20 protein-coding genes are annotated in these 22,638 nt (G+C 62.6%); 5 read left to right on the forward strand and 15 right to left on the reverse strand.

What is annotated here, in order from left to right; translation table 11 throughout:
• Positions 1-4 precede the first annotated feature (4 nt).
• The 7 genes from NKJ37_RS21905 to NKJ37_RS21935 form a co-directional block, all read right to left on the reverse strand.
• Positions 5-2,266, reverse strand: a complete 2,262-nt coding sequence (locus NKJ37_RS21905; protein WP_127296407.1) for a transglycosylase domain-containing protein — start codon at positions 2,264-2,266, stop codon at positions 5-7.
• Between the two features lie 168 nt (positions 2,267-2,434).
• A complete protein-coding gene (locus tag NKJ37_RS21910; protein ID WP_352774954.1) occupies positions 2,435-3,349 on the reverse strand; it encodes a hypothetical protein in 915 nt (304 codons plus the stop codon).
• Between the two features lie 18 nt (positions 3,350-3,367).
• Positions 3,368-3,514 (reverse strand): hypothetical protein, encoded by a 147-nt coding sequence (locus tag NKJ37_RS21915; protein WP_013529552.1) that lies wholly within the window; start codon positions 3,512-3,514, stop codon positions 3,368-3,370.
• A 25-nt stretch (positions 3,515-3,539) separates the two neighbouring features.
• The gene (locus tag NKJ37_RS21920; protein WP_013529551.1) at positions 3,540-3,794 is read right to left on the reverse strand and encodes a GlsB/YeaQ/YmgE family stress response membrane protein; all 255 of its coding nucleotides are present in this window, start codon (positions 3,792-3,794) and stop codon (positions 3,540-3,542) included.
• A gap of 110 nt (positions 3,795-3,904) precedes the next feature.
• Entirely contained in the window at positions 3,905-4,108 is a 204-nt protein-coding gene (locus NKJ37_RS21925; protein WP_023812506.1) for a hypothetical protein, read from the reverse strand.
• A 100-nt stretch (positions 4,109-4,208) separates the two neighbouring features.
• Positions 4,209-4,829, reverse strand: coding sequence for a ribonuclease D (locus NKJ37_RS21930; protein WP_031213535.1), 621 nt, complete (start codon positions 4,827-4,829; stop codon positions 4,209-4,211).
• Between the two features lie 124 nt (positions 4,830-4,953).
• Positions 4,954-6,339: a M20/M25/M40 family metallo-hydrolase gene (locus NKJ37_RS21935; RefSeq protein WP_352610150.1), complete on the reverse strand. Its 1,386-nt coding sequence runs from the start codon at positions 6,337-6,339 to the stop codon at positions 4,954-4,956.
• A 415-nt stretch (positions 6,340-6,754) separates the two neighbouring features.
• Between NKJ37_RS21935 and polA the strand changes: the two genes are divergently transcribed.
• Positions 6,755-9,706 (forward strand): DNA polymerase I, encoded by a 2,952-nt coding sequence (gene polA, locus NKJ37_RS21940; protein WP_023812503.1) that lies wholly within the window; start codon positions 6,755-6,757, stop codon positions 9,704-9,706.
• Positions 9,707-9,788: 82 nt separating this feature from the next.
• Here polA and NKJ37_RS21945 read toward each other — a convergent pair whose 3' ends face one another.
• Positions 9,789-10,193, reverse strand: a complete 405-nt coding sequence (locus tag NKJ37_RS21945; RefSeq protein WP_013529546.1) for a Fur family transcriptional regulator — start codon at positions 10,191-10,193, stop codon at positions 9,789-9,791.
• 245 nt (positions 10,194-10,438) lie between these two features.
• Here NKJ37_RS21945 and NKJ37_RS21950 point away from each other — a divergent pair, with 245 nt between their 5' ends.
• From NKJ37_RS21950 to NKJ37_RS21960, 3 genes are all read left to right on the forward strand, one after another.
• Positions 10,439-12,634: a caspase family protein gene (locus tag NKJ37_RS21950; protein WP_023812502.1), complete on the forward strand. Its 2,196-nt coding sequence runs from the start codon at positions 10,439-10,441 to the stop codon at positions 12,632-12,634.
• Between the two features lie 110 nt (positions 12,635-12,744).
• A complete protein-coding gene (locus NKJ37_RS21955) occupies positions 12,745-13,125 on the forward strand; it encodes a hypothetical protein (protein ID WP_031213534.1) in 381 nt (126 codons plus the stop codon).
• Positions 13,122-13,829, forward strand: coding sequence for a DUF4760 domain-containing protein (locus NKJ37_RS21960; RefSeq protein ID WP_023812500.1), 708 nt, complete (start codon positions 13,122-13,124; stop codon positions 13,827-13,829). The genes NKJ37_RS21955 and NKJ37_RS21960 overlap by 4 nt, the downstream gene beginning before the upstream one ends.
• 60 nt (positions 13,830-13,889) lie before the next feature.
• Here NKJ37_RS21960 and NKJ37_RS21965 read toward each other — a convergent pair whose 3' ends face one another.
• Positions 13,890-14,984, reverse strand: a complete 1,095-nt coding sequence (locus tag NKJ37_RS21965; protein WP_352761591.1) for a trypsin-like serine peptidase — start codon at positions 14,982-14,984, stop codon at positions 13,890-13,892.
• Positions 14,985-15,381: 397 nt separating this feature from the next.
• Between NKJ37_RS21965 and NKJ37_RS21970 the strand changes: the two genes are divergently transcribed.
• Entirely contained in the window at positions 15,382-16,479 is a 1,098-nt protein-coding gene (locus NKJ37_RS21970) for a S1 family serine peptidase (RefSeq protein ID WP_023812498.1), read from the forward strand.
• Positions 16,480-16,551: 72 nt separating this feature from the next.
• On the opposite strand, the gene mgrA is transcribed toward NKJ37_RS21970, so the two are convergent.
• The 6 genes from mgrA to NKJ37_RS22000 all read right to left on the reverse strand — a co-directional run bounded on the left by mgrA (position 16,552) and on the right by NKJ37_RS22000 (position 22,598).
• Positions 16,552-17,598: an L-glyceraldehyde 3-phosphate reductase gene (mgrA, locus tag NKJ37_RS21975; protein ID WP_023812497.1), complete on the reverse strand. Its 1,047-nt coding sequence runs from the start codon at positions 17,596-17,598 to the stop codon at positions 16,552-16,554.
• A 120-nt stretch (positions 17,599-17,718) separates the two neighbouring features.
• Complete coding sequence (locus NKJ37_RS21980) at positions 17,719-18,861, reverse strand: Gfo/Idh/MocA family protein (RefSeq protein WP_352774957.1); 1,143 nt, start codon at positions 18,859-18,861, stop codon at positions 17,719-17,721.
• 11 nt (positions 18,862-18,872) lie between these two features.
• The gene (locus NKJ37_RS21985; protein WP_128303236.1) at positions 18,873-19,619 is read right to left on the reverse strand and encodes a sugar phosphate isomerase/epimerase family protein; all 747 of its coding nucleotides are present in this window, start codon (positions 19,617-19,619) and stop codon (positions 18,873-18,875) included.
• Between the two features lie 53 nt (positions 19,620-19,672).
• The gene (locus NKJ37_RS21990; protein ID WP_023812494.1) at positions 19,673-20,770 is read right to left on the reverse strand and encodes an ABC transporter ATP-binding protein; all 1,098 of its coding nucleotides are present in this window, start codon (positions 20,768-20,770) and stop codon (positions 19,673-19,675) included.
• Positions 20,771-20,775: 5 nt separating this feature from the next.
• The gene (locus NKJ37_RS21995; RefSeq protein ID WP_023812493.1) at positions 20,776-21,714 is read right to left on the reverse strand and encodes a carbohydrate ABC transporter permease; all 939 of its coding nucleotides are present in this window, start codon (positions 21,712-21,714) and stop codon (positions 20,776-20,778) included.
• Complete coding sequence (locus tag NKJ37_RS22000; RefSeq protein ID WP_031213532.1) at positions 21,711-22,598, reverse strand: carbohydrate ABC transporter permease; 888 nt, start codon at positions 22,596-22,598, stop codon at positions 21,711-21,713. The genes NKJ37_RS21995 and NKJ37_RS22000 overlap by 4 nt, the downstream gene beginning before the upstream one ends.
• Between the last annotated feature and the right edge of the window lie 40 nt (positions 22,599-22,638).

A 22,638-nucleotide genomic window follows, 5' to 3' on the forward strand; every position in this document is an offset into this window, starting at 1 on the left:
CGGATCAGCCGCCAAGGAGGTCGAGGATGGAGGTCTGCCGCTTTTTGCGCGGACCGCCGACGTCGCCTGGCGGCACCGGGTGCTTGATCGATGCGGTGGCGCCGTCATCCTCTGGCATGGAAAGGCCATCGGCATCTACGGTTTGGGCGGGACGGGCCGCGCGGGACGGCGCTTGGGCAACCGGCGCTGCTGGCCGCGCCGGAGCCTGCTGGCCGACCGACGTTGACGGAACCGGCGCCGTGTTGTTCGCCGAGGGTATCTCGTCGGGGACGAATGTGTCGGCCGGCGTCGATTTCCAGGTGCCGGGCAGTGGCCGCACCGGCACACCCTCGTGGGCCGCAACCATGAACTCGTGCCAGGCCTGCGCCGGCAGTGCGCCGCCGGTGACCTTCTTCATCGGGCTGCCATCGTCATTGCCGAACCACACACCGGTGGTGAGGTTGGCGGTGTAGCCCACGAACCAGGCGTCGCGCGAATTCTGACTGGTGCCGGTCTTGCCGGCCGATGGCCAGGCGAAAGCCGCTTTCCGGGCAGTGCCGATCTCAACCGTGCCCGTCATCATCGAGTTCATCATGCCCACGATCTCAGGCTTGACGACGCGCGGCGCGCTGCCGCCGCCGCTGTCGTAAAGCACCTTGCCCTCGGTGGTCGTCACGCGCCGGATGAAATGGATGTCGGGCTTGTAGCCGCCATTGGCAAAGGGGACATAGGCCGAGGTCAGCTCCAGCGGCGTCACTTCCGAAGTGCCGAGCGCGATCGAGGTGTTGGACTGCAGATCGGACTGGATGCCCATGCGGTGCGCCGCCTCGACGACCGCGTTCGGCCCGACCTCCATGGTCAGTTGCGCCGCCACCGAGTTCAGCGACTTGGCCAGCGCGGTGGCCAGCGTCACCTTGCCGAAATACTTGCCGCCGTAATTGTCGGGCGTCCAATTGCCGATCTTGATCGGCGCATCGTTGCGGATGCTGTCGGGCGTGCGACCGGCTTCGAGCGCGGCCATATAGACGAACGGCTTGAACGCCGAGCCCGGCTGGCGACGTGCCTCCGAAGCACGGTCGAACTGGCTCGTCGAATAGTCGTAGCCGCCGACCATGGCGCGCACCGCGCCGGAATCGTCGATCGACACCAGGGCGCCCTGGCTGACGTTGAGCTTCTTGCCGCTGTCGTCGATCAGCCTGCGGATCGATTGTTCGGCGAGCTTCTGCAGGTTCAGGTCGACGGTGCTGTCGATGACGATGTCGCCGCGTACGTCGCCGATCAGGTCGGGCAGTTCCTCCATGATGGTATCGGCGACGTAATTCTCCGAGCCGGTCCAGTAGGACGGCGCACGCGTTGCCGGCGCGCTCATTGCCGAGGTCAGTTCCTTGGCGCTGATCTTTCCCTCGTCGCGCATGGCGGCAAGCACCAGTTGCGAGCGTTCCTCGGCGGCCTTCGGATCGCGTGCCGGCGACAGCCGCGACGGCGCCTTCAACAGGCCGGCAAGCAATGCGGCTTCCGACAGGGTGACGTCACGCGCGCTCTTGCCGAAATAGCGGCGCGAGGCGGCCTCGACGCCATAGGCGCCGGAACCGAAATAAACCCGGTTGAGGTACATTTCGAGGATCTGGTCCTTGGTGTGCTTGTGCTCCAGCCACAGCGCCAGCAGCACTTCCTGCACCTTGCGCTCCAGCGTGCGGTCGGGTGTCAGGAACAGGTTCTTGGCCAATTGCTGGGTCAGCGTCGAACCGCCCTGCGAGAAATGCCCGCCAAGCACATTGGTGACCATGGCGCGAGAAAGCCCGATCGGGTCGATACCGAAATGCGAGTAGAAGCGCCGATCTTCAATAGCGATGACGGCTTCCGGGATATAGGGCGACATTTCATGCAGGCCGACGGCCTCGCCACCGCTCATGCCGCGATTGGCGAGCAATTGGCCATCTGCCGAAACGATCTTGATGTTGGGGGCGCGGTCGGGAATCGACCAGGTCGTCGCCGCCGGCATCTTGGCGCCATAGTAGACGACGATGCCGGCCACGCCGATGCCGCCCCAGATGGCCAGCACGAAGCACCAGTAGAACAGCCGGCCGAGCACACCGAACAGGCCGCGCCGGCTTCTGCCGCGCTTGGCCCGCGACGATTTCCCTTTGGCCGGCTTGCGTTTTGCGGAGGCTTTGCGATTGCTCGGCACGACGCGATCCTCCTCGTTCACCGAAAGACCCGCCGAGGACCGCGCCTGCGGCGGCCCCTCGAAACTGGGTTCGATGCGACTGTCCCTGCGGTTCGCCATGCGCTGTGCTTGATATCCCCGATGCCTATGGCGTTCGGGTTGAAGAGTAGATGCGGCGATTTAAGGGCGGGTTAAGTCGTGTCCGAATGCCGGCCTTGGCATTGGGCAGCGAAAAGGCCAGCGTCTGCTCTTTGCAGGCCACTGCCACCACGCTGTTCGATGTCTCGTTCAGATAGGCTCGAACTTCACATCCGGCTGGTCGGGACCGCCGGCTTGCCGCAACAGCGCGAGAATGTGTTCGCTCCTGTCAACCTGCTGTCGCCTCCAGTTCGAGGCGTTCGTTACATGCAGCCAGCCATCGACCACCATGAAAAAATCCTCGGATTGATCATGTCCAGCGCCGAAGCGAAGCGATTTGTTTTCAGCGAACCGAACCATCGCCGGGTCGATCGACCTGTAGAGCACCGGCCAGTTGCCGCCGCCGGAATCCATATGAAACTTGTAGCTCGGGGCGAAATCCAGCCGCCGTCGCAACAGGCTTCCATCGAAAAAACAGAAGCCGGGCCACAAAAACCAGCCGCCTGGTGTCGGCGTATCGCGCCGCACGCTGCCGTAGAGGCTCTTGCCCTCCATCCGGTCGCGGATCGAAAATGGTTCAGTTGGAAAGATGTCATGATCGATGAAGCCGAACAGCTTCGGCCCGAACCCAGGCAAGAAATTCCGCACGATCCAGTTGAGCGCTTGACCGTGCGATCTGCTGACGACCAGCCTGTTCTTCGGCAATGCCACATAGGGAACATGCTGGCGACGGCAGAGATCGCGGATCGCTTGCCTCGCCTCGTCCTTCTTGCTGTTGTCGAAGACGATGTAGCTCTCGTGCTCGGCAAGGTATCGGCGCACCAGGTGGATCTGCCATTCGATCATTTCGGGCCGGTTGAAGGCCACGGTGGCGACGACCGCACCGCGGAATACCTGCTCTTGCCCTTGCAATTCGCTGACCGGCGCGGATGTCCTCAGAAAGCGAAACACCCGCCAATGATAGCGCAACAGCGCCTCGCGCCTTGGCGGCCTGTTCAGCCTCTCCCATTCCGCGACGGTAATTCTGGGCGGATCGTCGTCTTCCGGCGCGTCAGAAGCAACCATGTCGCGCTCCCGCATGGCTTAGTTCTGCTGGATCGAAATGCCCTTGTCGTCGATCTTGAGTTCGACGCCTTTGGGTTTGGTCTGCTCGCGATAGACGTAGATGCCGAGCGCAATGACCACGACGACGAGCGCGCCAATGACGAGATAGAGCGTATTCTGTTTCATGGCGCGCTCTTTGCGTTGTCGAGCTTCAGGCTCGTTTCAGGACCTTGACCAGCACCAGCAGGATGATGGCGCCGATTGTGGCATGGATGATCGCGGCGAGAGTGCCGCCGCCGATGGAAAATCCGATCCTCGGGAACAGCCAGCCAGCGATGAACGCGCCGACGATACCGACAATGATGTTGCCGATCAGACCGAAGCCGAAGCCGGAAACGATAAGACCGGCGAGCCAGCCGGCGATGGCACCGATGATGATGAAGACGAGCAGGCTTTCGACACCCATAGAGAGTTCCTCCGAGCAAGAGGACGACGGCGGAACGGAAAGCTCCGAATCGGCCTCGATATCAACAGCTTCAGGCTATTCGAAAGCGGCCGGCCTCACCAGCGGCGCCATCATTGATCGTCATCGTCGCTTGCGGCAGGGCGCCAACTGGTCGGCTCGACCTTCTTTCGCGTGTGACTGTCGATATAGACCCACCAGCCGTCGTCGCGATATTGCGCGATGGATTCGTTGATGACGCCGTCGCTGTCCTTCCAGGTCACGGAGACCTTGGAGCCATCTGTCGGTGCGGTCGCAATCGGCTTTCTGTCCGCCATGTCATCATCCCCCAATTGCACCGACAAACTGAGCCGACAGAACGCGGCGGCCTGCATCCGGTTCCAAACGCTCACCGGCCGCGGAGCGCGCTGACGACCGTCAGCTATGGGCGAAGATATCCTCTTCGTCCCAGCCCATCAGGTCAAGCTTGGCACGCGTCGGCAGGAAGCGGAAGCAGGCATCGGCTTCCTTGATCCGCCCATCGCGCGCCAGCCGTCCGGCAAGCACATCGCGCAACCGGTGCAGATAGAGCACATCGGAAGCTGCATATTCGAGCTGTTCGGGCGACAGCGTCTCGGCCGCCCAGTCCGACGATTGCTGCGCCTTGGAGAGGCCGACGCCAAGAAGCTCGAAGCAGATGTCCTTCAGCCCGTGGCGGTCGGTGTAGGTGCGGGTCAGCCGCGAGGCGATCTTGGTGCAGAACACCGGCTCGGGCATGACGCCGAACGCATTGTAGAGCACGGCAAGGTCGAAGCGTCCGTAGTGGAACAGCTTGGTTACGCCGCGGTTCCGCAGCAGGCTGACGAGGTTCGGCGCCTTCTTCTGGCCGGGCGCGATCTGGATCACATCGGCCGTGCCGTCGCCAGGCGAAATCTGCACCACGCACAGCCGGTCGCGATGCGGATTGAGCCCCAGCGTTTCGGTGTCGATGGCCACTGCCCCGACATTGTAGTGCGAGAGGTCGGGCAGATCATGCTTGTGGAAACGGATATCGGCCATTGTCTTCTCCGGTCGAGCCTTGCGCGTCCCTTGACCCGCAAGGGACGCTGTAGCGCTTTGTCTTGTGGCCCGTCCTCGCCGCGTTCCGCTGAAAAATCAACTGAAAGTTGATTTTCACGCCGCGTCAGCGGGTCAGCGCATCGAGAATCCGCGCCCAGGAGCGCTGGCCCTTGTGGAAGGAGCTGAGCTCGTATTTCTCGTTGGGCGAGTGGATGCGGTCGTCGTCGAGGCCGAACCCGACCAGCAGCGATTCCATGCCGAGATAGGTCTGGAAGTCGCCGACCACCGGGATCGACCCGCCGCTGCCCGTCGTCACCGCCGGCTTCGGCCATTCGTCGGACAGCGCATCCTTGGCCTTGGCCAGGAAGGGCGAGTCGTAGGAAAGCTGGATTGCCGGCGAGCCGCCATGCGGATGGAATTCGACCGAGCAGTCGGCCGGAATCCGCTCCTTGACGAACTTCTGGAACGCGGCGCGGATTTTCTTGGGATCCTGCTTGTGGACGAGGCGAAACGACACCTTCGCCGAGGCTTCCGCCGCGATCACCGTTTTGAAGCCCTTGCCGGTGTAGCCGCCGATGATGCCGTTGAACTCGGCCGTCGGCCGCGCCCAGGTCAACTCCAGCACGGAGCGGCCCTTTTCGCCCGACGGGATCGACAGGCCGACCGGTCCCAGGAACGTCTCGGCGGTCTCGCCCAGCGTCTCCCAAGATTTCAGGATCTGCGACGGCGTTTCCTCGACGCCGTCATAGAAGCCGGGAATGGTGATGTGACCGTCCTTGTCGTGGATATCGGCCAGCACCTTGGCCAGGATGCGGATCGGGTTGGCGGCGGCACCCCCATAGAGGCCCGAATGCAGGTCGCGATCGGCCGCCTTCACCGTGATCTCCTCACCGACCAGCCCGCGCAGCCCGACGCAGATCGACGGCGTGTCGCGGTCCCACATGCCAGTATCGCAGACCAGCGCGAAATCGGCCTTGAGTTCGTCGGCATTGGCTTCGAGGAACGGCTTCAACGAGGGCGAGCCGGATTCCTCTTCGCCCTCGAACAGGATGGTGATGCGGCAAGGCAGATTGCCGTGCACCTGTTTCCAGGCGCGGCAAGCCTCGACGAAGGTCATCAACTGGCCCTTATCGTCGGCCGATCCCCGACCAGTGATCACCTTGTGGTCCGGCCCGACCTCCTTGACAGCAGGCGCGAACGGGTCGCTTTCCCACAATTCGATCGGATCGACCGGCTGCACGTCATAATGGCCGTAAAACAGCACATGCGGCGAACCGGCCGGGCCATCGTGATGGGCGACCACCATCGGGTGTCCGGGCGTGTCGCGCACACTGGCATCGAAGCCGATCAGCTTGAGCTCCGCCACGAGCCATTCCGCCGCCTTGCGGCAGTCGGCGGCATAGGCCGGATCGGTGGAGATCGACTTGATCCTGAGCAGGCCGAACAGGCGTTCGAGGCTCTGGTCGAGATTCTTGTCGAGACGGTCGAGGACGGGGGAAACTGCGGACATATGTGAAGCCTTTCGATTCAGAACCCGAACCGTAAAGGCAGGACAGCAAAACGAAAAGCCCGCGATCATTGGACCACGGGCTGCAAACGTCTGTCTGGGATAAAAAAGACCGCCGTGGTGGAGGGGGAACCACGGCGGCCTTCTACTCGAAACGATGCGGCAGCCCGGAGAGGGGGGATAGGCTGCCGCAGGTGTCCGGGATAGGCGGGGGACGGGCCTTGCTCCGGACTCGGCGAAAACTGCCGATGACGTGTATTTGGGTCTCTGAACGTGGCGATTCAAGGGCACGAAAATTACAGTTTTGTAACATAGGCGTGAGCGGGGTGACGGCGATCTGTCAGGGTGTTGCCGGAACCGATAGTCGAGGCTGCCTTTGGCATGGACCAAGCCGCCGCGCCGCGCTATCCCTGCCGACATGAAAAAAGGCGATCATCTCTTCCTTGTCGACGGCTCCGGCTACATCTTCCGTGCCTATCACGCGCTGCCGCCGCTGACCCGCAAATCCGACGGCCTGCCGGTGGGCGCCGTTTCCGGCTTCTGCAACATGCTGTGGAAGCTGATGCTCGACGCCCGCAACACCGATGTAGGCATTGTGCCAACGCATTTCGCCGTCATTTTCGACTATTCGTCGAAAACCTTCCGCAACGACCTCTACCCCGAATACAAGGCCAACCGCTCGGCACCGCCGGAAGATTTGATCCCGCAATTCGGCCTGATCCGCCAGGCGACCAGGGCGTTCAACCTGCCCTGCGTCGAGATCGAAGGCTACGAGGCCGACGATCTGATCGCCACCTATGCGAGGCTGGCCTGCGAAGCTGGCGGCGACACCACCATCATCTCCTCCGACAAGGATCTGATGCAGCTGGTCGGCGACACGGTCGCCATGTACGACCCGATGAAGGACCGCCAGATCGGCATTCCGGAAGTCATCGAAAAATGGGGCGTGCCGCCGGAGAAGATGGTCGATCTGCAGGCACTGACCGGCGATTCGGTCGACAATGTGCCTGGTGTGCCCGGCATAGGGCCGAAGACGGCGGCGCAACTGCTCGAACAGTTCGGTGACCTCGACACGCTGCTGGCCCGGGCCGGCGAGATCAAGCAGGACAAGAGGCGCGAATCGATCATCGCCAACGCCGACAAGGCGCGCATTTCGCGTCAGCTGGTGACGCTGATGAACGATGTGCCGGTCGCCGAGGGACTGGACGATTTCGTCCTGCACGCGCCGGACGGCCCGAAGCTGATCGGTTTCTTGAAGACCATGGAATTCACGTCACTGACCCGCCGTGTCGCGGAGGCGACCAGCACCGAGGCCGGCGATGTCCAGGCCGTCGCGGTCACCGTCGAACGCGCCGACCATGCCCATGGCCCGGATGTTGGGGCCGGTTTGCCGCCGGTTGCCCGAAACGCGTCCGGCACTGGATCGGACGAAGCCGGCGGGACGGCGGAGACGTCAAAACAAGGCGATACCCCTTCCCTGCTCGCGGCACTAAGGCTGGAGCGCGCGGCCACCGGCAAGATCGACACTTCGGCCTATCACTGCATCCGCGATATCTCGGCCCTGAAAGCCTGGGTCGCCGAGGCGCGAGAGGCCGGCATCACCGCCTTCGATGTCAGGGCAACATCGGCTGATCCGATGCAGGCCGAACTGATCGGCATGGCCATCGCCACGGCGCCCGGGCGCGCCGCCTATATCCCCTTTGCCCACATGAGCGGCAATGGCGACCTGCTCGGTGGTGGCGCGCTCGAAAACCAGATACCGCTTCGCGAGGCGCTGGCTGTGCTGAAACCGCTGCTCGAAGACAGATCGGTTCTCAAGATCGCGCAGAACCTGAAATACGATCTTGTCATCATGAGCCGCTACGGCATCGATGTCGCACCGTTCGACGACACCATGCTGATCTCCTACGTGCTCGATGCCGGCACGCCCCATGGTCACGGCCTGGACTCGCTAGCCGAGAAATGGCTGGGTCATACCCCTCTCCTGCTCAAGGACGTCACCGGCTCCGGCAAAAGCTCCGTCGGTTTCGATCAGGTCGACATCGACAAGGCGACCGCTCATGCCGCCGAAGACGCCGATATGACGCTGCGGCTCTGGCTGGTGCTGAAACCGCGGCTTGCCGCCAAAGGCCTAGTGTCGGTCTATGAGCGGCTGGAGCGGCCGCTGGTGCCGGTGCTGGCGCGCATGGAACAGCGCGGCATCTCGGTCGACCGGCAGATCCTGTCGCGGCTCTCGGGCGAACTGGCCCAGGGCGCCGCTCGCCTCGAAGAGGAAATCTACCAGCTCATCGGCGAGCGCATCAACATCGGCTCGCCAAAACAGCTTGGCGACATCCTGTTCGGACGCATGGGCCTGCCCGGCGGTTCCAAGACCAAGACCGGCCAGTGGTCGACCTCGGCGCAGCTTCTCGAAGATCTCGCCGCCGAAGGTCACGAACTGCCGCGCAAGATCGTCGACTGGCGCCAGCTGACCAAGCTGAAATCGACCTATACCGATGCGCTGCCGGGCTTCATCCACCCCGACACCAAGCGCGTTCACACCTCCTACGCGCTGGCCGCGACGACGACGGGACGCCTGTCGTCCTCCGATCCGAACCTGCAGAACATCCCGGTGCGCACCGCCGAAGGCCGCAAGATCAGGACCGCCTTCATCACCGACAAGAGCCATCGGCTGGTCTCGGCCGACTACAGCCAGATCGAACTGCGGGTGCTCGCCCATGTCGCCGAGATCCCGCAATTGCGGCAGGCTTTCGCCGACGGCGCCGATATCCACGCCATCACCGCGTCTGAGATGTTCAACGTGCCGGTCGAGGGCATGCCTTCGGAAGTCCGTCGCCGCGCCAAGGCGATCAATTTCGGCATCATCTACGGCATTTCGGCCTTTGGTCTCGCCAACCAGCTGTCGATCCCGCGCGAGGAGGCCGGCAACTACATCAAGAAATATTTCGAGCGCTTCCCCGGCATCCGCGATTACATCGAGGAGACCAAGGCCTATGCCCGCGAGCATGGCTTTGTCGAAACGATCTTCGGCCGTCGCATCCATTACCCCGACATAAGATCGTCCAACCCCTCGCTTCGCGCCTTCAACGAACGCGCCTCGATCAACGCCCGCCTGCAAGGCACCGCCGCCGATATCATCCGCCGTGCCATGATCCGCATGGAGGAGGCGCTGGAAAAAGCAGGGCTTTCCGCACGCATGCTGCTGCAGGTGCATGACGAACTGATTTTCGAGACCGTCGAGGCGGAAGTCGAGGCGACGATCCCGGTCGTGCGTCACGTCATGGAAAACGCGGCGATGCCAGCGGTATCGATGTCGGTGCCGCTGCATGTCGATGCGCGCGCCGCCAACAACTGGGACGAGGCGCATTGACGCTCCGCCTCTTCGTCATCCTAGGGCGAAGCAAGGAGCGAAGCGACGCGGCGTAGACCCTAGGATGACGAAGCGATGGGCCTCAAGCCGCTTCGGCCAGGCACTTGGCACACGTCCCGCGAAACTCGATCACCGCCTTCTTGGCGGCGAAGCCTGTCGAGCGCACCCATTCGTCCAAGCTGTGGCCGACATCGTGGTCGGACATTTCGGTCACCTGCCCACATGTGTCGCATATCGCGAAGGCGGTCATCGAATGGCTGTGGTCGTGCGGCTCGGCGCAGGCGACGAAAGAATTGATGCTTTCGAGCCGGTGCACGAAACCTGACTTCACCAGCGTGTCGAGCGCTCGATAGACCTGCAGAGGCGCGCGAAAACCGCGCTCGCGCAGTTGGTCGAGCAAGGTATAGGCACTGAGCGGTCCGCTGGCGGTCTCGAGTTTCTCGAGCACGCACAGCTGGTTCTTCGTCAGCACATCCCTTGCCGCCATGATCCTGTTTCCAACTCGCCTTCCGTCGCTTGCGCCGCGCACAAACTATCCATGTACCCATCCAGATAGCGACGAACAGGCATTTTTGCTACTGTTTCCAGCATTCTGCCCGCAAGGCGGTCGAGAACATCGATCGGAGCGGGGCAACAGGCAGGTTGCTCTGCGATGTAACGTTCAAAATACTGACAATATCTTCAGCGAGGATTGCCGCGCTTGGAATTTCGGTCGGGCTTGGGGAAGCAATCATGATCAAATTGACGCGGCGGACGCTGCTGGTCGGCACGTCCGCTTTGACCATGGCCGGCATGGTGTCGTTCCGGACCATGGCCGCATCGCGCACCTATCATGCGCTGCTGGTCGCCTGCACCGAATATCCCAACCTTCCGCAGAGGAATTGGCTGGTCGGGCCGAAGAACGACGCAGCCCTCGTCCGCGACTATCTCCTGAAGAATGTGCCCGACCCGGTGCGGTTCGCGCCGGAGAACGTCACGCTGCTCGCCAAGGATGTCCCCGGCGCCAGTGGCCTGCCGACCCATGCGGCCATCAAGGCCGCATTGGCCGACCTTGCCGCCAAGGTTCAGCGCGACGATTTCGTCTATCTGCATCTGTCCGGTCACGGCGCCCAGCAGCCGCAGATGGTCAAGGGCGACGAAACCGACGGGCTCGACGAGATCTTCCTGCCCGTCGATATCGGCAAATGGATCAACCGCGATGCCGGCGTGCCCAATGCGCTGATCGACAACGAGATCGGCGCGGCACTCGACGCCATTCGCGACAAGGGCGCTTTCGTCTGGGTCGTGTTCGACTGCTGCCATTCCGGCACCGCGACACGCGCCGTCGAGGTCGATGACGAGTTGGAGCGCAAGGTCGAGTTCGCCGACCTGGTCGGCGGCAACGAGGCCGAGCGGGCTGCCGCGATCAAGGCCTATGACGAGGTGATTTCGGTCGCCGGCTCGCGCGGCGTCGACGACAATGGCACGCGCAAGCCCGCCTTCACCCTGACGCCGACCGGTGGCGAACCGATCACCAAGGGCAAACTGGTCGCCTTCTATGCCGCGCAGACGGTGGAGACGACACCGGAAATGCCGCTGCCTAAGGGCATCGCGGATGCGCCGCGGTTCGGCCTGTTCACCTTCACCATCCTGTCGAAACTGGCCGAGAATCCCAACGTCACCTATCGCCAGCTCGGCCAGGCCGTGCTGCAGCAATATTCGGCCGACAGCCGCACCCGGCCGACACCGCTGTTCGAGGGCGAACTGGATGCGCGGGTGTTCGGCACCGACAAGACCGACGCGGTCATGCAGTGGCCTGTCGTCATCAAGGACGGCGAAGCGACGATCGGCGCCGGCCTGCTGCACCGCCTCACCCCCGGCAGCAAGCTCGCCATCCTGCCGTCGGCGCTATCGCCGCTGTCCGACGCTGTCGGATTTTTGGAAGTGCAGTCGGCAAAAAACCTGGAAAGCCGCGTCAAGCCGGTCGAGTTCGACAAGAAGCCGGCGCTCAAAGTCGTCGACATTCCCGCCAATTCCTATGCGCGGGTGGCGGAGATCGCCGTCGACTACAAGCTCGTCTTGGCGCGGCCGGCCGCGGCCAAGGGACTTGAGAAGGAAACCGCTCTGGTCAATGCGGTTCTCGACGAACTGGCCATAGCCAGGGAGACCGGCTTCAACATCGAGCTGGTCGAGCCCGGCAAGAGCGCCGACCTCCGCCTCGCGGTGATGCGCGAGAATGCCGTTCCCGGCGCCGCCAAGGATGCGACCGCTAAGCCGGCGCTGTGGTTCCTGCCGGCGTCGGGCGACGTGACCTTGAAGGAGGGCGGCAAACCGCCGCTGATCATCATTCACGACCGCCAGAAACTGGCCGATGCAACGACCAGGAACCTGCGCACCATCTTCCGTGCCACCGGGCTTTCGCGGCTGGCGGCGGCCTCAGACTACAAGCCCGAGGTCGACGTCCAGTTCCAGGTCAAACGCCGCGACAAGAATGGCCTCGAACCGCTGCAGGCCTCGGTGGTGCCGCGCGTCTCGCCGGGCGACGAAGTGCATGTGCTGGCCAAGAACGGTTCGGATCTGCTGGTCGACATCAATGTGCTCTATGTCGGCAGCGATTATTCGATCACCCATATCGTTGCCGAACGCCTCGCCCCGCAAGCCATGCTCGAAGAGGGGCTGCTGGCTTTCACCGACACCAGTTTCGGCATGGAGCGGATGATCGCGGTTTTGACCGAGGCGCCGCCGGAGAGCGAGAAGCAGGATCTGAGCTTCCTGGCACAGGACGGCGTCGCCTCGGCGACACGCGGAATGGACTCTGCCGGCTTCTCCGACATGCTGACCGATCTCGGCATGGCGCCGGCAACCCGCTCGGTGATGCGGCTTGCCGACAAGAGCGGCCCGAAGGGCGCGGTGATGATCTTCCCGATGGAGACGGTGCCGCGCGCCTGAGCGGATGCCGGCGCGCAGGGCTCTGCGGCGGCTCTTGCGCGATCGGCGCGATATGAGAACATTCCCGGCCGCTGACGCATGACGGCCGGATGAAACGGATAGGATCGATTGTGAAGAATTCTGTGTTTTCCTGGCGTGGAACGGTAGCCGGCCTTGCCGGCGGCCTGCTGCTGATCGCCAACGCTTCGGCGGACGATGCCTGCGGCCTGTGCGTCAAGCAGATCGTCACCAACTCGGAACTGGCGACGTGTTTTCTCGATCAGTACGACCAGTTCGCCAAAAGCGGCAGCGACGCGGTTGTCGTCGATCTCAGCAACTGCGCCTCGCGCGGCGTCGTCGAAGCCTTGCCGTCACCGAACAAGGGTGCGGCGGACCCTGATGTCCAGTTCATGATTTCGCGCCTGCAGCTGGAATGCCTGAAAAAGAAGCTGGAGGCGCCAGGCATCGTATTGGATCCCTCCGCCACCATCGAACTGGACACCTGCGGATGAAGAAGCCGGCGGGCAACACCAGGCAAACAGCGGCTGCCGCGCCTGCAAAGGCGCCAACGGCGAAACAGACCTTGCCGGAAACCACGGAAGGCTTTCCGTGGCCGAGCAGCCACGAGATCAAGAAGGAGGGCAACCCGTTCACCGACCGCGACTGGCGCATGCTGGTTTATGCCTGGTCGGGCATGGCCGTGCGCCTCGCCATCATCTTCACCCTGATGTTCTCGGTCTACCAGTTCCTGGCCAACCAGGAGCAGAAGCGCGTCGAGCAGACCATGTCGCTTGTCGAGCTCTGGGAAAACAAAGACTACCAGCAGGCGCAGCGTGCGCTGAAAGATCGTCTGACGGCGCTCAACGCCAAATATGACAATCTGCTCAGCGCCAACCCATCGCCGACCGAGGAGCAGGTGTTCCGGCAACGCATCGGCATCGAGGCGATGACTGCCTCCGGCGGCGACATGCCGCTCGCCGATTTCAGCGAGAATTTCGATCGCATCGTCTATTTCCTCAACCGGCTGTCCTTCTGCATCGACGGCGATTTGTGTTCGCGCAAAGTGACCGATGCTTATTTCCGTGACTATGCCGTCTCTTTCTGGAGCTATTTTGCCGGCTACATAGACAAGCAGCGCAAGGCGGGTTCTCCCACTTTCGCTTCGGCAATCGAGAACTATGTGCGCAACGGCCCGCCTGCATCCGCAGCCAAATAGCGGCGAAAAAGGCGGCGGGATTGCGCCGCCGCCTTTGTCTCCATCGCGAATGCGCAGCGATTACTTATACAGGCTGTTGATCCACTGGACGTTGGCAGCGTTCAGGCGCACGGCGGTGTTCGCGTCGGGGCTTTCCGCCACGTTGACACCGGTGACGATGCGCTGCTTGGCCTTGTTGTCGTAAGCATAGACCGAGCTCCCGCTCGACCCTGGGAACGTATCGCAGTCATACTGGAAATATTCCGGCGCGATGTTTTCGGCGTGCACTTCGCAGTTTGCCTTCCACATCGTGCCCATCGGCTTGTCGCCGGGATAGCCGACGAGATTGGCGGTGAAATCGCCGAGATCCTCATAGTTGGCATAGCCCAGCCAGCCGAGATTGGTGCCGACATCCTGCTTCAGCGTGACGATGCCGAGATCCCACAGCAGGACCGACCCGTAATAGCCCTGGTAGTTGTCGATGAAGCCTTGCAGCACATAGGCGCTTTCGAAGGCGAAGGCGCCGAACGGTGCGTCGTCGGCCGTGCTGCCGTTAAGGCCCGGCACGAACAGGTAGTCGGAGAGCCAATCCTTGTCCTCATGACTGTAGAGGCAGTGCGCGGCGGTGAGTACGGTTCGCGGACCGATCAGCGTTGCCGAACAGCTGCCGAAGCTGCCCGTCTTCGGCGATTTGGCTTCGAGATAGCCTATTGCCGAGAACGGATAGGTCTTGGTGTTCTTGACCTGCTCGCGATCGTCGGTGCCGAAAACCTGGCGGCCGGCTTCGCCTTCGCCGAGGTCCGGATCCTCGGTCTTGCGCTCAGCCCCGTCTTTTCCAGTGGCCGGAGCGTTCAGTTCCTTGATGATAAGCTCCCGCAGCGCTTCGCTCGGCTCGATCTTGATCTCCTTGCCATCGGCGGACCGTCCGACGATGCCGTAGGATTTGACAGCCGTTGCCTCGTCGGCAAGCGGCGCGGCGCGGCTGTCTTCGTCGGTCAGCTTCGGTGGCGCGATTGGCTTTGCCCGCCCGGGCTTGTAGTCGCCTGAAGTCGCGTCGCGCGCGCTTTCGCCATTGCCGGCACTGGCGGAGCCAGGATCGGCGGCGAAAGCTGGAACCGCCCACATTGCGGTGGAAAGCAATGTGGACGCAACAAGTGCGTTTGTCAGTTTTGTCATGGTGAGACTCTCCCAAAAGTCAGCAAGGACTGGATCAAGATACAGAAATATTGTCGAGATCGTGGTGAGGCCAAAAAAGGAGTTTTTGATTACCGGTGCCTGACCTGATCATTACCCCTACAGTCTGTCGAGGTCCCGCCAGAGGCACTCGCGCGGATATATTGCCTAAATTAATACAACATTGGAATGACAAATCGCTTCCACATAGCCCGTGGGGGGCTATAGGATTTTGAGCGAGGTCTGCACAGGAACGCGATCCGCGAAGCGGTGCCCGACTTGGTGTTCCTGCCGTGCCGCAACAACTGTGCTGCGCGGTCTGATCCCCAGGCTGAGGCTTGTTTCGTTGATCATGTGCCGGGGCTGGTCCGCTCGGGTACATGTCTCAGGAGGGCTTCAGGTGAACATCATCCATCGGTTCAGGCCGATCGCCGCCGCATCGCTGCTCGGCATCGCGGCCGTCCTTGCGGCAGCCAATTTCACCCAGGCCGACGAAGCGGTCGCCCGACCGGAGGCAGCGGTCTCGCCAATGAAGCGCGTGACGGAAGCCAGGGCGATTGCAGCGGCGGAGAACCCCGACGCGGCCGACCGCGTCTATGGCGGCAACCAGGCCGAAAAGGGAGTCTACCCGTTCCAGGTCGCGCTGCTCACCACCGACAGGCTGGACGAGAATCCGGCATCGCAGGCCAACGCCCAATTCTGCGGCGGCAGCCTGATCGCGCCGCAATGGGTGCTGACGGCAGCACACTGCCTCAACGACAAGGGCCAGCCGGTTTCGCCCGAGAGCGTCACCGTGCTGACCGGTGCAACCGATCTCAGCGAAGGCAAGCGCCACAAGGTGGTGGAGGTCATCGTCAACGAAGGCTACAGCGAGCAGACCCTCGACAACGACCTCGGGCTGCTTCGGCTTGCCGAACCGGCCGACGCGCCGACCATCAAGGTCGCCCATGAGGCAACGCCCGACACCGGCAAGACGACCGTCACCGGCTGGGGCAAGATGCAGGACGGCACCTTTCCGACCACGCTGATGGTCGCCGATCTCGACCTGCAGCCGAACCAGGCCTGCAACAGCGGCATCAAGGCCATCTATGCGCGTGATCTGAAGGCAGCACTTGGCGATCTGTCGCGCCGTATGCGCTATTCGGAAAAAGGCATCGACGCGGCCGCCAATGCGATCGCCGCCGACATGACCGACCCGCTGACCGGCAACATGATCTGCGCCGGCACCACCAGCGGCGTGCGCGATGCCTGCAACGGCGACAGTGGCGGCCCGCTGTTCATGACCGGTGCCGAAGGCCCGGTCCAAATCGGCGTCGTCAGCTGGGGCGAAGGCCCGGCTGACGGCAGTGCGGCCTGCGGCCACAAGGACGCCTACGGCATCTACACGCGGCTGGCCAACTACACCGGCTGGATCGAGGCGAAGATGAAAAGCTCTGCTCCGGCGCCTGCCAAACCCAAGGCGGGACTCGGCACGGCGCAGAAACCGAAAACGCCCTGAACCGCGGCCATTTGGCTTCCCATGAAAAACGGCGGGAGTGCCCGCCGCTCTTATTTTGCCGGCTTGAGTGGTTTATTTTCGCGGCGGGCCTTTGCGCTCGGCCGAAGCTGCCCACAGATTGATATCGGACTCCCGGGCGTAGGTATCGATCTCGGCGAGTTCGGCATCGCTGAAGTCGAGCACCTTGAGCGCGCCGACGCAGTCCTCGACCTGCTCCGGCCGGCTGGCGCCGATCAGCGCCGAGGTCACCCTGCCCTTGCGCAGCACCCAGGCCAGCGCCATCTGCGCCAGCGTCTGCCCACGCTTGCTGGCGATGGCGTCGAGCGCCTTGATGTTGGCGATGGTCTTGTCGTTGATGAAGGCTGTCTTCAGCGACTTGCCCTGGGAAGCACGGCTGCCGTCCGGAATGCCGCCGAGATACTTGTTGGTCAGCATGCCTTGCGCCAGCGGCGAGAACACGATGGAGCCGACGCCGAGCCCTTCGAGCGTGTCGAGCAGGCCGTCTTCCTCCACCCAGCGGTTCAGCATCGAATAGCTCGGCTGGTGGATGACGCAAGGCGTGCCAAGCTGCTTCAATATATCGGCGGCCTCGCGCGTGCGCTGCGAATTGTAGGACGAGATGCCGGCATAGAGCGCCTTGCCCGAGCGCACCGCATGGTCGAGCGCACCCATCGTTTCTTCCAGCGGCGTGTCGGGGTCGAAACGGTGCGAATAGAAGATATCGACATAGTCGAGCCCCATGCGCTTCAGGCTCTGGTCGAGGCTGGCCAGAATGTATTTGCGCCCGCCCCATTCGCCGTAGGGGCCGGCCCACATTTCGTAGCCGGCCTTCGTCGAGATGATCAGTTCGTCGCGGTAGGCGGCGAAGTCGGTGCGCAGGATTTCGCCGAAAGCGGTCTCGGCAGAACCGGGCGGCGGACCGTAATTGTTGGCGAGGTCGAAATGCGTGATGCCGAGGTCGAAGGCCTTGCGCGCGATCGCCTGCTTGGTCTTGTGCGGCGTGTCGTTGCCGAAATTATGCCACAACCCCAGCGAGATTGCCGGCAGCTTCAGGCCGGAGCGGCCACAGCGGTTGTAGATCATCTTTTCATAGCGGTTTTCGGCAGGCGTGTAGGGCATCGGAAAATCCTCAAATGGAAACGAGCCGGTCGGCTGCATCGCGACAACGCGGCGAGTTGGCTCTGCCCCTCACCCTTACCCTCTCTCCGTCGAAACGGGGAGAGGGTTGAGGTGTGCTGCCTATTTCTTCTTCGCCAAAAGCGCCTTGGCTTCCTTGACGCCAAGTGCCGCCGGCCGTTCGCAGGTGGTCTGCATGGCGACGAACTTGCCGGTTTCGCCGGAACGCAACAGCCCGGTCATCACGTCGACGGCGTGCAGCGCCAGCTCCATCGAACAGCGGTGCGGCCGGCCTTCCGCGATTGCCACCGCCATATCGGCGAGGCCTGATGTGCGGTAGTTGGCCATCATGCCTTGCGAATGCATCTCGTTGGGCACGCCGAACGGATGCGGCCAGTTCGGCAGCTTCTTGACCGGCTTGGCCGCGTCGGTGAAGCGAACGTCACCGCCGAAGAAATTCGGATCCGGCACGAACACCGTGCCTGTCTCGCCATAGAGTTCCATCGGCGCGTGGCCGTGAGCCCAGACGTCCCAGCTGGTGTTGAGCGTGATAACGGCGCCGTTCTCGAACTCCAGCAGCCCATGGATGGTCGTCGGCGTGTTGACCGGTATCTTTTCACCCGCGCGCGGCTTTGAACTGATCGTCCGCTCCTTGGCCGGCGTCGTCGCGAAGGCCGCGACCTGCTTCACCGGCCCGATCAGCTGGATCAGATTGGTGATGTAATACGGTCCGATATCGAGCACGGGACCGGCGCCCGGCTGGAAGAAGAAATCCGGATTGGGGTGCCAATGCTCCATGCCGTGGCCCATGACATGACAGGTACCACTCGTGACCTTGCCAAGCTTGCCGGTGTCGATCAGCTTGCGCACCAGCTGGTGCGCGCCGCCGAGGAAAGTGTCTGGCGCCGAGCCGATCCGAAGACCCTTTTTCTGCGCCCGCTTCTTAAGGTCGAGCCCTTCCTTGACCGACAGCACGAACGGTTTTTCCGAATAAACGTGCTTGCCGGCGTCGAGTATCTGCTTCGACACCTCATAATGCACCGCCGGGATGGTCAGGTTGACGATGATGTCGATGTCGTCGGCCCTGAGCAGGTCTTCGACGGTCTCGGCGCGCAGCTTGAACTCCTTCGCCCGAGCCCTGGCCGCCTCCATGTTGATGTCGGCGCAGGCACGCATCTCGATGCCGCGAAACAGCGGCGCCAGCGAAAAATACGCTTTCGAGATGTTGCCGCAGCCGATGACGCCGATGCCAAGTTTCTTTGCCATGCTGATTGCTCCTAATAGGTTTTGGCGGCTGCGATGGAGCGGCGGGCGAAACGCTCGATGTCGTTGGGGTTGTCCTGTTCCATGACGTAGTATTGGGCAGCACTCTTGGCACGCAGCACCTTGATCAGACCGGCCCAGTCGATGGTGCCATGGCCGACATCCGACCAGCCATCCTCATCCAGCCCCTCGCCCGGCTTGGCCATGTCCTTGACGTGGACGGCACTGATGCGCTTGCCGTGTTTCTCGATCCACGGCAACGGATCATCGCCGCCGCGCACCACCCAGGCCACGTCCATCTCCCAGCTGACATCGGGCGCGGATGACAGGATGTGGTCCTGCGGCACCGATCCGTCGGCAAGTTTCTTGAACTCGAAATCATGGTTGTGCCAGGCAAAGCCGTAGCCGGCCTTTTTCGCGGCGTCGCCGACCTTTGCCAGACGCTCACCAAAGCCGCTCCAGCCGGCGGCGTCGGATGGCCGCTGGTCGGGCATCAGGAAAGGGCAGATGAGCAGCGTGATACCGAGTGCGTCGGCGGTTCTGCGCACGCCGTCGAAATCGTTCTCGAGAGCGTCGATCGAGAAATGCCCAGTCGGCATGGCAAGCCCGTTCTTGTCGAGCTCGGCACGGAATGCCTCGGGATCATCATAGACGCCGCCAAAACCTTCGACCTGAGCGTAGCCGAGCTTGCCGAGCGTGGCGAGCACACCGTCCCAGGGTTGGAAATTGCGGGCGCTGTAAAGTTGGAATGACCAATTCATCGTCTCTGTCCGTTTCGCTTGGGGATTGTCGTTGGAAGGTTGGTTCTCGGAAGCTAGATGCGTGTGCCGGTTGCCGTGTCGAAAAGCGAGGCGCGCATCGGATCGAAGCCAAGCGTCACCGCCTCGTCGTTCTTGGGCGTGCGTTCCGAGGTCACCCGGACGCTGAAATTCTGCTGGGCAAGCTTCAGCCAGACCAGCGTGTCGGAGCCCATGGGCTCGACCACCTCGACATTGGCGGCTATCGAGAACGGCCAGCCGGTGCCACTGTTCAGGCTGACATGCTCGGGCCTGATACCGAATGTGACGGGGCCTGGAGCCGGAGGCTTGGCAAAGTCGTAAGTGCCGAGCGGGATCTTGATATCCTCGGCCGCGAACCGCCAGCCGCCGTCCGCGTCTTCCAGACGGCCATCGACGAAGTTCATTGCGGGCGAGCCGAGGAAGCCGGCGACGAAGCGGTTGACCGGACGGTTGTAGATGGTCTGCGGCGCATCGAGCTGCTGGATGACGCCGCCCTTCATCACCGCGATACGGTCGGCCAGCGTCATCGCCTCGATCTGGTCGTGGGTGACGTAGATCATGGTGTTCTGCAGCTTGCGATGCAGCAGCTTGATCTCGACGCGCAGTTCGGCGCGCAGCTTGGCATCGAGATTGGACAGCGGCTCGTCGAACAGGAACACGTCGACATCGCGCACCAGCGCCCGTCCGATGGCGACGCGCTGGCGCTGGCCGCCGGAAAGTGCGGCCGGCTTACGCTGCAGCAGCGGCTCGATCTGCAGGATTTCAGCCGCCCGCGCGATCCGCTTGGCGATCTCTTCTCTTGGCGTGCCGGCGACACGCAGCCCGAAGGACAGGTTCTTCTCCACCGTCATTTGCGGATAGAGCGCATAGGACTGGAACACCATGCCGATGCCGCGGTCCTTGGGCTCTTCCCAGGTGACGTTCTTGCCCTTGATGAAGATGCGGCCTTCGGAGACATCGAGCAGGCCGGCAATGCAGTTGAGCAAGGTCGACTTGCCGCAGCCGGACGGCCCGAGCAGCACGATGAACTCGCCATCGGCGACATCGAGATTGAGCGTCTCCAGGACGGTCACCGCGCCGAAATTCAGCGACAGGTCCTGGATCGAAACGCTGGTATCGTTGGCTGCCGTCATCGCCATCACCCCTTCACCGCGCCGGCGGCGATGCCGCGTACGAAAAGCTTGCCGGAAATGAAGTAGACGATCAGCGGCACAAGCCCGGTCAGGATGGTTGCGGCCATGTTGACGTTGTACTCCTTCACGCCTTGCACCGAATTGACGATGTTGTTGAGCTGCACCGTCATCGGATAGGTGTCGGGGCGGGTGTAGACGACGCCGAACAGGAAGTCGTTCCAGATGCCGGTCACCTGCAGGATGATGGCGACGACGAAGATCGGCAGCGACATCGGCAGCATGATGCGCAGGAAGATGCCCCAGAAGCCGGCGCCGTCGACGCGTGCCGCCCGGAACAGCTCTTCCGGCATCGATGCGAAATAATTGCGGAACAGCAGCGTCAGGATCGGCATGCCGAAAATGGAATGGACGATCACCAGCCCGCTGAGGCTGCCGTAGAGGCCGATTTCGCGCAGGATGATGACGATCGGATAGATCATCACCTGGTAGGGAATGAAGGCGCCGACGATCAGGATGATGAAGAACGTGTCGGCGCCCTTGAAGCGCCAATTGGCCAGTGCATAACCATTCACCGAGGCGATGGCGATCGACAGCAGCACCGACGGCACGGTGATCCGCACCGAATTCCAGAAACCGCGCGAGAGCCCGTCGCAGTTAAGGCCGGTGCAGGCCGTTGACCACGCCTTGACCCACGGCTCGAAGGTGATCTCGAGCGGCGGTGAGAAGATGTTGCCGAGCCGGATCTCCGGCATGCCCTTGAGTGAGGTGACGACCATGACATAGAGCGGCAAGAGGTAGTAGACCGCCATGACGAACAATGTGCCGTAGAGGAAGACGTTGCGGCGCGAAATCACGCGGCGCGGCTTTGGACCGTAGGGCCCGGCGATGTCCTGGCGCGCGCCGGCGGCAGTGCTTGCTTGAGCGGTGATGTCTGCAATGCTCATTTGCGTCGCCCGAACTCGAGATAGGCCCAAGGCACGATGACGGTCACCACCGAGAGCAGCATCATGGTCGAGGCGGCAAAACCCTGGCCGAGGTTCTGGGCGAAGAACATATAGTCGTAGACGTATTTGGCCGGCACTTCGGATGCGATGCCCGGGCCGCCGCTGGTCTGGGCCACGACCAGGTCATAGACCTTGACGATGCCGGAAGCGATGATGACGAGCGTGGTGATGAAGACCGGCCGCATCATCGGGATGACGATGAACAGATAGGTCTTCCACATCGGGATCCCATCCACGCGCGCCGCCTTCCAGATGTCTTCGTCGATACCGCGCAGGCCGGCCAGCATCAGGCACATGATGAGCCCGGTGCCTTGCCACAGCGCAGCGATCGATATGCCGTAGATGACGATGCTGGAATTGTAGAGCGGGTCGAAGCTGAAGCTCGTCCAGCCCAAGTCCCGCACGACATGCTGGATGCCGAAATCCGGATTGAGCAACCACTGCCAGACCAGGCCGGTGACGATGAAGGAGAGCGCGAAAGGATAGAGGAAGATCGTGCGGAACGTGTCCTCGAAGCGGATCTTCTGATCGAGCAGCGCGGCAAGCAGAAAACCGATGACCAGCGAGAACACCAGGGAGATCGCGCCGTAGATCAACAGGTTCTCGATCGAGATCAGCCAGCGCGGCGCCGCCCACAGGCGGTAATACTGGTCGAGCCCGACGAAATTCAGGCGCGGCAGGAGCTTCGAATTGGTGAAGGAATAGAGCACCGTCCAAACGGTGCCGCCGACGAAAACCACCATGGCGGTGAGGATCATCGGGATCGAGGCGACCTTCGCATTGAGGTTGCGGAACAGAAGGTTGGGGCGTTCGCTCTTGCTCATCTCGTCAGCCGGCTGGGTAAGGGCGGTGCATTCCCGGCCC

Source organism: Mesorhizobium sp. M0140, from assembly GCF_040322475.1.
In the GTDB taxonomy this organism is placed as follows: domain Bacteria; phylum Pseudomonadota; class Alphaproteobacteria; order Rhizobiales; family Rhizobiaceae; genus Mesorhizobium.